The 14,677-nt window shown below is 59.3% G+C and carries 16 protein-coding genes; 12 read left to right on the top strand and 4 right to left on the bottom strand.

Features of this window, described 5'->3' with window-relative positions; all coding sequences use genetic code 11:
- Window positions 1-109: 109 nt before the first annotated feature.
- The 6 genes from BMY98_RS22225 to BMY98_RS22200 all read left to right on the top strand — a co-directional run bounded on the left by BMY98_RS22225 (window position 110) and on the right by BMY98_RS22200 (window position 5,680).
- Window positions 110-583: a T6SS immunity protein Tdi1 domain-containing protein gene (locus BMY98_RS22225; RefSeq protein ID WP_217648328.1), complete on the top strand. Its 474-nt coding sequence runs from the start codon at window positions 110-112 to the stop codon at window positions 581-583.
- A 338-nt stretch (window positions 584-921) separates the two neighbouring features.
- Complete coding sequence (locus BMY98_RS22220; protein ID WP_074892535.1) at window positions 922-1,590, top strand: GntR family transcriptional regulator; 669 nt, start codon at window positions 922-924, stop codon at window positions 1,588-1,590.
- 76 nt (window positions 1,591-1,666) lie between these two features.
- Window positions 1,667-2,476, top strand: coding sequence for an ABC transporter substrate-binding protein (locus BMY98_RS22215; protein WP_074892534.1), 810 nt, complete (start codon window positions 1,667-1,669; stop codon window positions 2,474-2,476).
- 12 nt (window positions 2,477-2,488) lie between these two features.
- Window positions 2,489-3,265: an amino acid ABC transporter permease gene (locus BMY98_RS22210; protein ID WP_074892533.1), complete on the top strand. Its 777-nt coding sequence runs from the start codon at window positions 2,489-2,491 to the stop codon at window positions 3,263-3,265.
- A gap of 2 nt (window positions 3,266-3,267) precedes the next feature.
- Window positions 3,268-4,047, top strand: a complete 780-nt coding sequence (locus BMY98_RS22205; protein WP_074892532.1) for an amino acid ABC transporter ATP-binding protein — start codon at window positions 3,268-3,270, stop codon at window positions 4,045-4,047.
- A gap of 22 nt (window positions 4,048-4,069) precedes the next feature.
- Window positions 4,070-5,680 carry a gamma-glutamyltransferase family protein gene (locus BMY98_RS22200; protein WP_074892531.1) on the top strand — a complete coding sequence of 537 codons (1,611 nt, stop codon included), beginning with the start codon at window positions 4,070-4,072 and terminating at the stop codon, window positions 5,678-5,680.
- A gap of 121 nt (window positions 5,681-5,801) precedes the next feature.
- Here the strand turns inward: BMY98_RS22200 and BMY98_RS22195 are convergent, their stop codons facing one another.
- On the bottom strand, window positions 5,802-6,707 hold the full coding sequence (locus tag BMY98_RS22195; RefSeq protein WP_074892530.1) for a LysR family transcriptional regulator: 906 nt from the start codon (window positions 6,705-6,707) through the stop codon (window positions 5,802-5,804).
- A 96-nt stretch (window positions 6,708-6,803) separates the two neighbouring features.
- Between BMY98_RS22195 and BMY98_RS22190 the strand changes: the two genes are divergently transcribed.
- The 6 genes from BMY98_RS22190 (at window position 6,804) to BMY98_RS27035 (ending at window position 12,640) form a co-directional block, all read left to right on the top strand.
- A complete protein-coding gene (locus tag BMY98_RS22190) occupies window positions 6,804-7,589 on the top strand; it encodes an SDR family NAD(P)-dependent oxidoreductase (RefSeq protein WP_074892529.1) in 786 nt (261 codons plus the stop codon).
- An 86-nt stretch (window positions 7,590-7,675) separates the two neighbouring features.
- Window positions 7,676-9,070 carry an aspartate aminotransferase family protein gene (locus BMY98_RS22185; protein WP_074892528.1) on the top strand — a complete coding sequence of 465 codons (1,395 nt, stop codon included), beginning with the start codon at window positions 7,676-7,678 and terminating at the stop codon, window positions 9,068-9,070.
- Between the two features lie 69 nt (window positions 9,071-9,139).
- Window positions 9,140-10,507 (top strand): glutamine synthetase family protein, encoded by a 1,368-nt coding sequence (locus tag BMY98_RS22180; protein WP_074892527.1) that lies wholly within the window; start codon window positions 9,140-9,142, stop codon window positions 10,505-10,507.
- Between the two features lie 109 nt (window positions 10,508-10,616).
- Window positions 10,617-10,916, top strand: a complete 300-nt coding sequence (locus BMY98_RS22175; protein WP_074892526.1) for a hypothetical protein — start codon at window positions 10,617-10,619, stop codon at window positions 10,914-10,916.
- A gap of 153 nt (window positions 10,917-11,069) precedes the next feature.
- Window positions 11,070-12,173 (top strand): tetratricopeptide repeat protein, encoded by a 1,104-nt coding sequence (locus BMY98_RS22170; protein WP_074892525.1) that lies wholly within the window; start codon window positions 11,070-11,072, stop codon window positions 12,171-12,173.
- A 251-nt stretch (window positions 12,174-12,424) separates the two neighbouring features.
- A complete protein-coding gene (locus BMY98_RS27035; protein WP_074892524.1) occupies window positions 12,425-12,640 on the top strand; it encodes a helix-turn-helix domain-containing protein in 216 nt (71 codons plus the stop codon).
- Window positions 12,641-12,684: 44 nt separating this feature from the next.
- Here the strand turns inward: BMY98_RS27035 and BMY98_RS28200 are convergent, their stop codons facing one another.
- The 3 genes from BMY98_RS28200 to BMY98_RS22160 all read right to left on the bottom strand — a co-directional run bounded on the left by BMY98_RS28200 (window position 12,685) and on the right by BMY98_RS22160 (window position 14,419).
- Window positions 12,685-12,774, bottom strand: a complete 90-nt coding sequence (locus BMY98_RS28200; RefSeq protein WP_425438899.1) for a hypothetical protein — start codon at window positions 12,772-12,774, stop codon at window positions 12,685-12,687.
- 272 nt (window positions 12,775-13,046) lie between these two features.
- Window positions 13,047-13,733: a tetratricopeptide repeat protein gene (locus BMY98_RS22165; protein WP_074892523.1), complete on the bottom strand. Its 687-nt coding sequence runs from the start codon at window positions 13,731-13,733 to the stop codon at window positions 13,047-13,049.
- A gap of 14 nt (window positions 13,734-13,747) precedes the next feature.
- The gene (locus BMY98_RS22160) at window positions 13,748-14,419 is read right to left on the bottom strand and encodes a hypothetical protein (RefSeq protein WP_074892522.1); all 672 of its coding nucleotides are present in this window, start codon (window positions 14,417-14,419) and stop codon (window positions 13,748-13,750) included.
- Window positions 14,420-14,677: the final 258 nt, after the last annotated feature.

Raw genomic sequence — 14,677 nt, 5'->3', positions numbered from 1 at the left:
AACCCAATCTGCGGCAGTTCGCCCAATCAAACAGGGCGGACTGTCGTTTTCGACCACACCAATTCACCAGCGCGTTCTTGCTACCAGGCGCTCACCTTGAGGTTCTACCTTGGGACTTTTCTCCAAAATATTCGGAAAGCCATCCGGACCTGTTCTCTACACACTCTTTTCGGTTAGAGCGTCGAGCGATCTGGGCGCGTGGGCCGCCAGCTTCCCGAACCACACTGAGGTGGTGGGTTACTCAAGCCTCGGCCATTTCTTTCTTCGCAATCCACACGACTCAGAGTACCTCGTGCTGCACCCTTTTCAGTGCGCGGCAAAGTCGTACGGAAGTTTCCCCTCAGTCGAAGATTTTGAAGCAGAGATACTGAAGGAGCCCGGGTTCGAGCTGTATGTCCTGAGTTCTGATCACGTGGCTGATCTATTCCAGCATCTGGGTCCCCTTGCTGAAAATCAGGTCTACATCCCCCAGCCGTACCCCTTTCTTGGCGGCAGCGAAGCCCTGGAGACGTACGAAAAGGGTGATGCCTGGGTCTTTATGCACGTGGTGGCCCACATGCATGGCCTTGAGGGCGGCGCCTGAAAGGCCGCTCACTGACACCGAAAGGCGGTGCACGCAAAGCCCCTATATCGCTGCTAACGGAGCAAGCCAGTGGGTCGCAATAGGTATCGCTCCGCCTCGTGGCTTTCACCTGTCTTCTGCCAGTGATCCTGATCGCTCCGAGATTACCTTCCTGCACGCAAATAGGGAGTCGGTGTGCCATTCAGTAGCACTATCGCCTCTCTGCATCGCACATCTTTTCCCGGCATAAACAAAAAACTCCTCTTAATCAGCTGTTTAACCCCAAGTCAGGTATTGGCACACATCATGCTTTCCTGTGTTTGTGGATAATTGGATACAAAAATACAAAGGTGCTGCCAGTGCAATTTGCCACCGCTTACGTCGACCGCCAGCCCCTCACTGCTGAGGAGGAGGCTTACAGTTTCTTGCTCGACGCCATCTGCGGCGGCCGCTACCGCAAGGGCGACCGCTTGATCGCCGAGGATATCGCCAGCGAGATCGGCATGAGCCGCATGCCGGTGCGCGAAGCATTTCGCCGACTGGATGCCCTGGGCCTGGTGACGCTGCGGCCCAACCGCGGCGCGGTCGTCAGCGGTGTGGATATCGATGAGCTGCATGAAGTGTTCGAGATGCGTGGCGCCCTTGAGGGCCTGGCCGTGCGCGTTGCGGTTGCTCACATTGGCGAACGTCAGATGGCGGCTCTGGAGCGGTTGCTGGACGAGATGGATGACTACCGTGACGAGAGCGCCGCGTGGGTCCGTCGCCACCGTGCCTTTCATGAATACCTGTGCAGCCTTAGCGGCCGCACGCGCTTGATGAAGCAGATTTCCGCTTTGTATTCGCTGGTGGAGGCACCCATGCGCTTGTGGCTGCAGCACAGCGAAAAACCCCTGAGCGCGCGCCAGGAACATGCGGTGATCCTGGACGCGATTCGCGCCGGTGACGCCGCTCGCGTCGAAGCCGTGGTGCGCGAACACATCGAAAGCACCGTCCCGCTGCTGATTCAGTTTCTGCAATCGAAAAAATAATAGAGACGGGTTCCAAGCCGTCCGTGTTTTGACTTTAGTCCTGCCCCCGTTATTCAACGAAGTGGAGTGTCTGGTCATGCATAAACAACGCCGCGCCTTGCTGGTGGCTGTAACCCTCGGTCTCTGCACACAATGGGCCTGCGCCGCGGTCCAGGTGCCTGAGCGCCTGAAGAGCGTCGACAAACTCATCTACTGCTCGGGGATGGATTCACCGCCCTTGGTGTCCTTCGACGAATCCCAGAAACCGCGTGGGCTCACCGTCGACCTGGGCCTGGAAATTGCCAAGCGCCTGGGCAATAAAACCGTGCAATGGCGAGTCATTCCGTTTTCCGGTCTGGTGCCCGCGCTGCTTGCCCAGCAGTGCGACATGATCGTCGACCAGTTGTTCGACAAACCCGAGCGCCGCCAGGTGATCGACACCGTCAACTACATGTACTCCAGCCAGGCGGTGGTGGTGCCCAAGGGCAACCCCAAAGGCATCAAGACCCTGGACGACCTGTCCGCGCACAAGGTGGCGGTGCTCAACGGCTCCACCATCAAGACCCTGCTCGACACCCAGAACGAAAGCCTCGCCAAGGCCGGCAAGCCACCGATGAAGCTGGTGGTCTACAACACCGACACCGATGCCTTCCAGGCGCTGCGCATCAGCCAGGTCGACGCCTATGGCACCACCGTGGAAACCGCCGGCTACTACGCTGGGATGGCCCCGGAGCTGTTCCAGGAAGGGGTGCCTGCATTCAGCCGCATCCTCACCGGCCTGGGCATGCGCAAGGACGACCCGCAACTGACCGCCGCCGTGCAGCAGATCATCAGTGACATGCGCAGCGACGGCAGCTATGTGCAATTGCTCAACAAATGGCATGTCAGCAGCGACACACTCGACTGAGGTTCCACCACGATGAATTTCAATTGGGATGTGTTCTGGCAATACCTGCTGCAGCCCAGTGGGGTTTATCTCACCGGGCTGTGGCTGACTTGCCTGATCAGCGTGCTGGCGATGCTGCTCGGCTGTGCGCTGGGCCTGGCGGCGGCGCTGTTGCGCCTGTCGAGGAACCCGCTGCTGCACCTGCCGGTGCGCCTTTACGTGTGGCTGATGCGCGGCACGCCGCTGCTGGTGCAGATCGTCTTTTTGTATACCGCACTGGCAGCGGGCGGGATCTTCCGCTTCGAGGACATCGAGCTGTTCGGGCTGATCATCCCCGGCAATATCCAGGCGGCGATCATCGCCCTGGGTTTGAATGAAGGCGCGTACATGGCCGAGATCATCCGCGCCGGCATAGGGGCGGTGGACAAGGGCCAATACGAGGCGGGGCGTTCCCTGGGCATGGGGTTCGGCAAGCTGATGCGCCGCATCGTGTTGCCCCAGGCGTTTCGGGTGATCGTGCCGCCGCTGGGCAATGAATTCAACGTCATGCTCAAGAACACCACGCTGGTCAGCGTGATCGGGGTACAGGAGTTGTTGCTCAGCACGCAAATGGTCACCTCGGCGACGTTTCGCGTATTCGAGTTGTACCTGGTCGTCGCGATTTACTTCCTGACACTGACCACTTTGTGGGGCTTTTTCCAACGCTGGCTCGAGAACCGCTTCGGCCAGTCCGATCGACCTTCGGCGCCACCGCCCGCCGCCAGCCGTATGTTCGGTCGCAGCGCACTGAAACTGCTGAGGGGACGTTAACCATGGCGCACCAAAGTGAAGAACTGATCATTGAGGCACTGGATGTTCAGAAGTCGTTCGGCGAGTTGCAGATCCTCAAGGGCATCTCCCTGCAAGTGCGGCGCGGCGAAGTGGTGGTACTGATCGGCGCCTCCGGTTCTGGCAAGACTACTTTTATCCGCTGCATCAATTTGCTCGAAGACATCCAGGGCGGACGCATTCGCGTCAACGGCCGCGCCATGGGCTATCGCGAACGCGCCGATGGCAGTCTGGTGCGCGATTCGGAACGCAACATCGCCCGTCAGCGCCGCGACATCGGCATGGTGTTCCAGCGCTTTAATCTGTTCCCGCACATGACCGCGCTGGAGAACATCATCGAAGCGCCGATCCAGGTACTCGGCGTGCCGCGTGCGGCGGCGCTGGAACAGGCACGCGGCTTACTGGCGCGGGTCGGCCTGTCGGACAAGGCCAGCCACTATCCGTCGATGCTCTCCGGCGGCCAGCAGCAGCGGGTGGCGATCGCCCGCGCGTTGGCGATGAAGCCCTTGGCAATGCTGTTCGACGAACCCACCAGCGCCCTCGACCCGGAAACCGTCGGCGAGGTTCTGCAGGTGATGAAGGAACTGGCCGAGGAGGGCATGACCATGGTGGTGGTCACCCATGAGATGGGCTTTGCCCGTGAAGTCGCCGACCGCGTGGTAGTGCTCGATCAGGGCGAATTGATCGAGCAAGGGCCACCGGAACAGATCTTCAGCCACCCCAGCCATCCGCGTACCCGGGCGTTTCTCAGCCGCGTGCTATGACCATTTTTGAAGAGCCTTCGTCATGTTGAAATTCTCCGCTCACGAATACCCTTATCCTTCGCAACGCCAGAGTGTGTTCGCCCGTCGCGGCATGGTCGCGGCTTCACAGCCACTGGCCGCCCAGGCCGGTATCCAGATCATGCAAAAGGGTGGCAATGCAATCGACGCCGCCATCGCCACGGCGGCGGCGCTCACCGTGGTTGAACCCACCGGCTGTGGCCTGGGCGGCGACGCGTTTGCCCTGGTGTGGTGCAAAGGCCAGTTGCATGGTTTGAACGGCAATGGCCACGCGCCGGCGGCCTTGAGTGTCGAGGCTGTCAAGGCCGCCGGGCATTCAAAGATGCCGTTGTATGGCTGGACGCCGGTGACTGTGCCTGGCTGCCCCTCCGCCTGGGCAGAGCTGTCGAAACGCTTCGGCAAGTTGCCGTTTGCCGAGTTGCTGCAGCCGGCCATCCGCCTGGCGCGGGACGGTTTCCCGTTGTCGCCGGTGGTTGCCCATCAATGGCAGATATCCCTGAACGAATTCAGCCCGCACCGCGATGAAGTGCTGCAAGCCTGGTTCGACACCTTCCTGCTCAACGGTCGTGCCCCCCTGGCGGGCGAGATGTTCCGCAACCCGGCCCAAGCCCGTACGCTCGAAGACCTCGCCGACACGCGCTGTGAAAGCCTGTATCGCGGTGCTTTGGCCGAGCGCCTGGATGCGCATTCGCGGGCCAGCGGCGGCTACTTGCGCGCCAGCGACCTCAAGGATTACCGCGCGCAATGGGTCGAACCGATCCACATCAACTACCGAGGCGTGGATGTCTGGGAGATCCCGCCCAGTGGCCAGGGACTCGTTGCACTGATGGCGCTGAAGATCCTTGAAGGCTTCAATTTCGATCACCGCGACAGCCAGCAGACCTGGCATCGCCAACTGGAAGCGATGAAGCTGGCCTACAGCGACGGCCTGCACTACATCACCGATCCTGCGCATATGCGCGTGGCGGTAGCCGACCTGCTCAGTGATGACTACAGCACCCGTCGCCGTGGCGAGATCGGCGAGCAGGCCCAGCCGCCCAAGCCGGGCGACCCCCACGCCAGCGGTACGGTGTATCTGGCCACGGCGGATGCCGAAGGCAACATGGTCTCGTTCATCCAGAGCAACTACCACGGCTTCGGCTCCGGCGTGGTGCTGCCCGACAGCGGTATTGCCCTGCAGAACCGCGGGCAGGAGTTCAGCCTCGATGAGGGGCATGCCAATTGCCTGGCACCGGGCAAGAAAACCTTCCACACCATCATCCCGGGCTTCCTCACCAAAGACGGTCAGGCCCTTGGCCCGTTCGGCGTGATGGGCGGCTACATGCAGCCCCAGGGCCATGTGCAGATGGTGATGAACCTGGTGGACTTCGGCCTCAACCCCCAGGCGGCCCTCGACGCACCGCGCTGGCAATGGCTGGGCGACATGAAGGTCGGTATCGAACATGGCGCCTCGCGGGACCTGGTCAATGCGCTGGTGCGACGCGGGCATAAAGTGCAGACCGACAGCGATCTGACCGACTACGGGCGGGGGCAAATCATCCTGCGAGACCCGATCACCGGGGTGCTGTGCGGGGGGACTGAGCCCAGGGCGGACTCTCATATCGCGGCTTGGTAAGCGGCTACGCAAACGCTGAGCCCGACGGAAACGCCGCAGCCTATTGCGCGAGCAAGGGCGGTGTGACCCTGCTGACAAAACCCTGGGGTTGGGCGTGGAGAAGTCCCGTCATGTTTACGCGTCAAACACGACGGGGTTCGCCCTGGGCAATTTCGCGCATGAGGCTCAGGTAACGAAGCGCGCCCAGCCCCAGGGGGCGGTTCTTGACCCAGATGATATCGACCCACAACCGCATCTGACTCGGCATGTAGTCAAATACCACCTCCGTCAATGCGCCCGACGTGAGAAGAGGCTGCACCAGCGGTTGTGGTAGATAAGCCCAGCCCAATCCTTGCTGCACCAGATTCAGCGTTGCCAGGTAACTGTCGCTGTGCCAAATCCGCCGTGATAGCACAACACGTGGGTCGGAGTCTGTCGGTCCTCCCGTCGCGACGATGATCTGCCGAACGTTGACCAGTTGCTCTTCACTTAAAGGGCATTTCTTGCCCGCTGCCGCTGGGTGGTCTGGGGAGGCAACGGCCACTAACAACTGGCTGCCCGCTTCAAGAAACGTCTCCCTCTCGTCAAGCCCTGGACGTTCAAATCCCAGTGCCAGTTGCACGTGCCCCTCATGCAGCATCCGCATCGCCTCCGGATGGGACGCGGAGCGAATCTCGATTTCAAGGGTGGGAAACTCCTTGGCGATAACGGCCAGCGGGCGACTCCACAGGCCTGTTTGCAATTCCGGCGCCATCGCAAGGACAAGGCGCCCCTCCAACCCTTGATGAAGCTGGAGCGCATGGGCGTCCAACAGGTTTAGCTGGCTGGCGACCTGTCGTGCCTGAGGCTCCAGTGCTTTAGCGACTGCCGTAGGAATAGCCTTGCGGGTTGATCGGTCAAAAAGCAACAAATCCAGCTCTGCTTCAAGTTGCGACACCGCCATGCTGACAGCCGAGGGGACCCGGCCTAAATGTCGAGCCGCGGCGGAAAAAGAGCCGCTGTCCAGGACGCAGAGGAAGATTCTGAGGGACTCGCTGGTGAACGCCATGGGGGTCGTCAGTTTTTCTGATAATGGTCGTCTTTATGTATCAGGTTCATTGGCTTAGTTTCCACTCTCTTTCACATTAAATACGTGGGACACACCATGTCTGGCACAGCATTGAGGGGGCATGTGGCACTTGTGAGTGGTGCCGGGAGTGACGCCGGGATCGGTATGGCCATTGCTCGCAGGCTGGGTGAATCCGGGGCGAAGCTGATCATCACTGCCAGCAGCGATCGCATTGCGGATCGGGTTAAAGAGTTACGCCTTGAAGGGTTTGAAGTTGAAGGCCGACCCGCTGACCTTACCGATGAACGTCAGGTGCGTGAATTGAGCCAGTGGGCAGAGTCGGTCTGGGGGCGGGTCGATATTCTGGTGAACAATGCCGGCATGGCCATGCAAGGCAGCCCCGAGGTGTTCTCGGAGTTGGCCACGATGAAACTGCAGGAATGGAATCTTTCACTGGGCAGAAACCTGACGACGGCCTTTCTTCTGACGCAAGCCGTTCTCCCCGGTATGAGGGCGCGAAACTACGGGCGCATTGTGAATATCAGCTCCGTCACAGGCACCCGCTGCAGCAATCCGGGCGAGGCGGCTTATAGCGCCGCGAAGGCCGCGATGGTGGGCATGAGCATGGGGCTTGCACTTGAAGTCGCCCGGCAAGGGATCACCGTCAACAGCGTCGCGCCTGGCTGGATCACGACGGGGTCCACCTCAGCCGTTGAAGCTGAAGCGGGGCGCTTCACCCCAATGGGGCGGGCCGGCAGTCCTCGCGAAGTGGCTGCGGCGGTTGCGTTTCTGGCGTCGCCTGAATCCAGTTACATCACCGGTGAAGTCATTGTGGTGGATGGCGGGAACTGTCTGGTCGAGAACAAAGCTCCTGGCGCCTGAACTCAAGAACCAGAGCGGTGGCGCGCTGCTGTCCGAGCGGCAACGACTCTTAACTCATTTTTGTCATTAACACAGGGTGTTTGATCATGTCGAAAAGTGGAATCAGTGAATCAGCGATTGCTGCTTTTACCTCCTCCGAGCGTGAGCGCTTTATAGAAAGCAACCCGACGTCAATGGCGCTGGCCAAGCGCGCCAGGGCGAATCTGTTCAACGGTGTGCCCATGCACTGGATGAGCGACTGGTCGATGCCTTCGCCGCTGTTTGTCCAGCGTGCCAAAGGGGCGCGCTTCACCGATGTTGACGGTCATGAATACATCGACTTCTGTCTGGGCGACACTGGGACAATGTTTGGCCATTCACCTGATCCTGTTGCCCGCGCCATAGTCGAGCAGGCAAATAACGGCTTGACCACGATGCTGCCTGGCGAAGACGCGGTGGTCTGCGGCGAGTTGCTGGCTGAGCGATTCGGGCTGCCTTATTGGCAGGTGACCGCCAATGCGACTGACGCCAATCGCTATGTGCTGCGCTGGGCGCGCGCCATCACCAAGCGCAATGTCCTGCTGGTGTTCGACGGCTGTTATCACGGCACGGTGGATGACGTGATGGTGCGCTACCGCGACGGCAAAACAGTGCCCCGACCAGGCCTTGTCGGCCAAGCCTACGATTTGGCGCAATACAGTCGATCCATCCCCTTCAACGATGTCGCTGCGCTGGAGGCTGCGTTAGCCCAAGGCGATGTGTGCGCGCTGATGTGCGAGCCCGCGATGACGAACATCGGCATGGTCCTGCCTGATCCCGGGTTCATGCAAAAGTGCCGAGAGTTGACCCGCCACTATGGCAGCCTGTTGGTCATCGATGAGACCCACACGATTTCCACCGGCCTGGGTGGATGCACGCGCCAATGGGCGTTGGAACCCGACTTTTTCGTGGTGGGTAAACCCGTCGCAGGAGGCGTGCCTTGCGCCGTGTTTGGCATGACCGAGCAGGTCGCCCAGGCCATGCGCGACGTGCAGATGGACGCAGAAGGTGGTGGCCACGGTCACAGCGGTATGGGAACAACGCTGTCTGCCAACTCGCTGGCGATGCGTTGCATGCGCGCCAGTCTTGAAGAGGTCATGACCGACGCTGCCTACCAGCACATGCTGGCGGTTGCCTCAAGACTGGCGCAGGGGTTTCGAGCGTTGTTCACGCGCCACCAACTGCACTGGTCTGTCACTGAGTTGGGCGCTCGCTGTGAGTTTCAGTTCTGTGCCACGTCGCCCAGAACCGGTGCGCAAGCCGAGGCCGCTTTTCACGACAGTCTTCAAATGGCGCTGCACCTCTACTTGATCAATCGCGGCATCCTGATCACGCCTTTTCACAACATGACCCTGTGCTGCCCGCAAACAAGTGAGGCGGATATCGACAGGCTGATCAGTGAGCTGGACAACGCGCTGACCACGCTGCTTGCCCTGCCGGGAGCTCGGGTCACCTCCTCATAACTGGACGGTGACGCTCCGTTTTTTTCCAGACACTGCCAAGGCGCTTGAAGCGGCGCCAAGAGGTTTGACATGCAATTTGCTGATCGAAAAGAGGCCGAGGATTATCTGGCCGCACACCCTGAAGTGCTGAGCATCGAGTTGTTCCTTATCGACGCGAATGGCGTCCCACGGGGCAAACTGTTGCACCGTAATGAGCTGCTGGCGATCTACGAAAATGGTCGACCGCTGCCAAGCTCCATTCTTGCCTTGACCGTGCAGGGTGAGGACGTGGACGACACAGGCCTGGTCTGGGATGTCGCTGACGCTGATTGCTGGAGCTATCCCTTGCCGGGAAGCCTGACCCTGCAACCCTGGCGCACCCGTCCCACCGGCCAGGTGCAGGTCAGCATGCACCCGGCCCAAGGTATTCCCGCCGCACCGGCGGACCCGCGTCATGTGCTGGTGAACACCATCGAGCGGCTCAAAGCCGATGGCTTCCATCCGGTCATGGCTGTTGAGTTGGAGTTTTACCTGCTGGACCAGCAGCGCGACGTCAATGGTCGGCCGCAGCCGGCGCAGCAAACCAATGGCGTACGCCCGGTCGCTCCGCAGGTGTATGGCGTCCACGAGCTCGAACAGGTTCAACCGTTTCTTGATGATCTCTACGCAGCGTGCGCACTGCAGGGGTTGCCGGTGCGTACGGCGATCTCCGAGTATGCGCCGGGCCAGCTTGAGTTGACCCTTGAGCATCGTTTCGACGCACTCCAGGCCATTGACGAAGGCGTCCGTTACAAACGGCTGGTCAAAGGTGTTGCCAACAGACATGGGCTGCAAGCGTGCTTCATGGCCAAGCCATTCAGCGACCAGGCCGGCAGCGGTCTGCACCTGCATGTCAGCCTGGCGGACGAGCAGGGCAACAATCTGTATGCGAGCGAAGACTCGCAGGGCACGCCGCTGCTGCGTCACTCCATTGGAGGGATGATGGCGACCTTGTTTGACGCGCTGGCGATATTTTGCCCCCACGCCAACTCCTACCGCAGGTTCCAGACCGGCAGTTACGCGCCACTGGCCAAAAGCTGGGGCGTCAACAATCGTACGGTATCGTTCCGGGTCCCCGGCGGCCCTGCGCTCAGTCGACACATCGAACACCGTATTTGCGGCGCCGATGCCAACCCCTATCTCGCGGCCGCCGCGTTACTGGCGGGCATTCACCACGGTATCACGCATCAGAGCGATCCCGGCGCGGCGATTGTGGGCAACGGGTATGAACAGGCGACCGATTTCCTGCCTACCGACTGGCTGACAGCATTGCAGGCCCTGGAACGTTCAACGTGGGCGCGTGAGGCGCTGGGCGCTGAATTCCTGAAGGTGTTCCTGGCAATCAAGTGGCGCGAGTTCCGTCAATTCAATGCAGAAGTCGGAGAGCAGGACTGGCGCTGGTACCTCACTCACGCCTGAATGTTGCGCCGCCAGTGTGTCTTGAAGTGGACTGCTGGCGGCGCTTACTTCTCATGTTTTAAGCGCTTCCCGAAGCGACCGTCCTGTAAAACCCAAATGGGATGCGGCTGTGAAGACAGTGAAAACCAACCGTTTTGACGATGTCGACGTTGATCTCGAGTATGAGTACCGCGGCTATAACTACAGCGTGGAGCACGAAGGGAAGCTGTTCCTGATCAGGACTTACGATGACGAGCCTGGGCGGGCGACGGTCTTGCGTCCGACTACGATGCATGACAACGCTAACCTTAGACAGCTCGTCTCGTTCCTGCAGGCGGAGTTAGGCGTCTCCAGGATCAGGCTCTATAAAGAGGATTTGGGGAGCTACGCTGAGATCGACTGCGGGACGCTGGCGTTTCTTCCTGTTTGAATTTGGTGGAAGTAGCATGTTTGGGGTGCTTGCACTCTCTGGGCCGAAAGCTGTTGGTGGAGAGGGACCGGAGTCGGCACGAGCGGGCACTCATAGGCAGTAGGTAGAAGCATCGATACACTTCCCGCTCACCATTCATGAACGGATTCGAAATTGCGCCGGTCTTTAGTTGCTCTGCTCCTCAGCGTGGTGGCGTTTGTTCTAGTTTCCTTCGTTTTCACCCTGTGGCGAAGCCCATACAGCCTCACTGTCTTGATCGCCTCTGCCTATGAGGAGGGGCTGGTAGTTGGCCGCAACCCTGGCAAAGCCGCAGACTGGTACTTACGCGCAGCAGAACAAGGGGACCGTGTCGCGCAGTTCAAACTTGGCATCCTTCAATATTACGGTCGAGGCATCGACGTTGATCGACCAATGGGTCTTCAGTGGATCACTGAGTCGGCCGATCACGGGAGCGCAGACGCCCAATATTATATGGGTGTTGCCAGCATTGCGGGCGTAGATATGCCGACGGACTTTGCCCACGCTGCGACATGGTTCAGCAAGGCTGCGGAGCAAGGTCATGCAAAAGCTCAACGACAACTCGCTATCCTTTATTACAAAGGTAACGGTATCGAGGCAAACGACCAGCAGGCTTTCAACTGGGCCACCAAGGCAGGCGCTCAAGGCGATGCGGAGGCCCTGACGCTACTAGGTACTCTCTATTTCTCTGGTAAAGGGACCGCAGCAAACCCTCAACACGCCGTGAAATTGCTCACCCAGGCGGCCAATGCCGGCGATAGCCTTGCATTCGAAATGTTGGGAGCGGCCACGTTACATGGCACTGGCACTCCGAAAGACGTACCCGCCGCATTGGATTGGTATACCCGCGCTGCCGACCTGGGCCGGGCTAACGCGCAGTTCGTCCTCGGCTACCTCTATAGCAGTGGCGGAGATGTGCCAGTTAACTATCCACTGGCAAATCGCTGGTTGTTGCAGGCGGCCACTCAAGGTAATGCTGTGGCGCTAGTTACCCTCGCCATTCATCTCGATAAGGGGCAGGGCATTAAACGTAGCAAGCTCAAGGCTTGCGGGCTATTGCGTGTGGCCCTCAAACACAGGCTGCCGAGCGATATCGCAGATCCCATGCGCATGCAGCTGGAGACGGAAGAGAAAGCGCTTTCACCGCAACAACTGGCTGAGACATTGGCTCTGGAAAAGCTCTATTCAAGCCCGGCGGGTATAAGAAAACTGCAAGGCGATCTAGCAAGCGAACAGTAAGAAGCGCCGACCGCTCGGTCAGCTGTTAGACCATTTGCGGTCCTGTCGTGGGAGTGATCGAGTAAATGCCTGTGTTTAGGGAAGAATCCGTCGCAGAAATCTGCCTCGAATCGATTGCCGGCGCTTGTGAAAGGCAGCAATCGGCCAAGAGCAGTCATCCTATGACCACGAGACCAAAGAAGATCTGTCCTGATTCAGGTGATTACAAGGGCTGCATGGAATAACCACATATTTTTTCCGCCCTGCACGCAGTGGCCAACACCGGGCGCAAGCTGTTGGATATCGGCCCGAGCCGGGGCTTCGCCGAACGAAGCACCCTCTGTCGCGCATTCAAACGCTGGACCGGCCAGACGCCAGTCCAGTGGCGATTGCAGAACGCGGCGAACCCAAAGTGCAGTGACCGATCAAACCACGTAAAGGCGCTTGGCTCTCCTACACATGAACGTAATTCCCTTCCCTCAAAGTAAATTCAGCACGTGGGATTTCGGCCGCTTCACCGGTTCCGGCAGCGTTATGGCGGCCCTTCCACACAAGGTGGGGCATGGTTCCCGCCCTTGGTTTGGACGATCTCGCCGTTGTGAGGATTTTTGTATATCTTCACGCTGCGCAGCCGCCGCGTCTGTTTGTGTTCACGCTGGGGGAGGGCTCTGGGGATCGATCAGTGTAATGATGTTTTCAGCCTGAAGCTGTACTCGGCCTGCACATTCCGAGTGAACCCCGATGCTCGGATCTGACTTCCAAGAAGCGTGGCAGCTTACAAAGCTTCGATCAATAGCGAAGAAGGCCGCAAACTCAATGACGCCAGGGCTATAAGACGCCCCAACGCATTCGGTTGTTTTTGTCGCCGTATTAAGGCGCAGGCCCGCTTTCCCGTTAAGGCAAGGAAACGCCGTATTCGGCGAGCTTGGCCTTGTGTTCCTGCTGCACGTATTTCTTGTCGACGATCTGCGAGAACTTAAAAAAGTCTGCTTTGGCGTCTTCCCTGTCGCCCAAATGGTCGTACGCGATGCCGCGCGCATAATAAGCCCAAGCATAGTCAGGCTGGCGCTGAAGACCGGTGCTGAATGCTTCAGTGGCCTCTCGGTACTGGCCAAGGTCTGTCAGTGCAAGGCCCAGATGATAGTAGGTTGGCATGTGGAAGCCTGAACCCTTTCCGGCTTCGCCCAGGCGGTTGTCCAAGTTGTACTGCACGAGTTCAAGAGCTTTTTTCGGATTGCCAGCGTCGCGGTACATGGCGCTCAAGTCCAGGTTGTCGCGCGGGGCAGGCTTGACCGCCAGTTGCATGGATTTTTCCTTGGCGGTGACGGCTTCGGGAAAGCGCTTGAGGCCGCTGTAAGCTTCAGCCTGTAACGCGTAAACCAGACTTTGAATCGAGGCGGGCAACGTATTGTTCTGCAGGCACAGATCGCCCTCTTGGAGCACCAGCAGGTAGTTATCGGCTTTGTACGCCTTAAACTGACTTGCGCAGTGTGCAAAGTTGGCTTTTTGCGGGTTCGGCACCCCGGCACATCCGGTGAGGATAAAGGCACTTGCGATCAGTGCGGACCAGCGAGTATTCATGACAAACCTCCTTGTTAGTCGAGCAGCCGAGCGTTGAGGTCGGGGCGATAGACCTGCAAAAGCGGCGCGGTCACGGTACCTTGAAGCGAGCAGAGAACAGTGGTGTGGCCCGCGAGCGGCGGTGACGCATCGGCTGCGTCGATGATGAAGACGCGGTCTACGAAGCCAAATGGCGTGGCAACGCCGGGGCCGGTTAATCCTTCGGTGCGCCATTGGCCGATCGGGTCTCCGACGCGGCGAATTTCGGCCCGGGCAACGGCTTTGCCTTGCCTGACAAAACGTGTGTTATCGAAGATCAGCGGCTTGAGTTTAGCGGCCACCTCGTCCGGCGAGCCATCGGCTACGAAACCCCAGAACAGGAAATTGCCCAAGTCCTTAATGGTTTGGACCTGGTTGTAGTACCCCACCATACTCACGCCGTTGACGATCAGGGGCGTTTCGAAGCGTTGATAGGTGCCGCCTTCTTGCAGTGGATTCAGGATGGTCGGCGCCTTGACCGAGCCGTATTCACTCAGGCGTAAAGTATCGGCCGGCAGGCGCGCGTCGCGCAGACTCTCGAAGAAATGCGCATCACAACGAGAGAATTCAGTGAGCAATTGTTCCGGAGTCGTGACGGTCTGAGCCTGGGCAGTGCAGGCGGCGGCGATGGCAAGTAAAGCAACGCCGGAAAAAACAGAACGGAGCATTTGGAATCATCCGTGAAGTAGGAACGCAGGTTTTCGGCTTATGACGCGCGAACTTTAGCGAAACAGGTCTGCGGAAAATACCCGGTTAATCGTTTTGGCGGAAAGCACACATGGTCCGGACATCAGCTCTTGGCCGTACGCTGCTTCCGATCAAGGCCGCTTCCGGCCCAGAGTGTGTGAAAACGCCTTCGCAAACCCTTGCTATGATTTCTGAGGATTTCATCGAAAGGATCGCCCATGAAGCGTTTCATCCGAGGT

This window comes from Pseudomonas graminis (genome assembly GCF_900111735.1).
Classification (GTDB): Bacteria; Pseudomonadota; Gammaproteobacteria; order Pseudomonadales; family Pseudomonadaceae; genus Aquipseudomonas; species Aquipseudomonas graminis.
The sequence above is the reverse complement of the archived record's forward strand: the minus strand, read 5'-3'. Positions and strand labels throughout refer to the sequence as shown.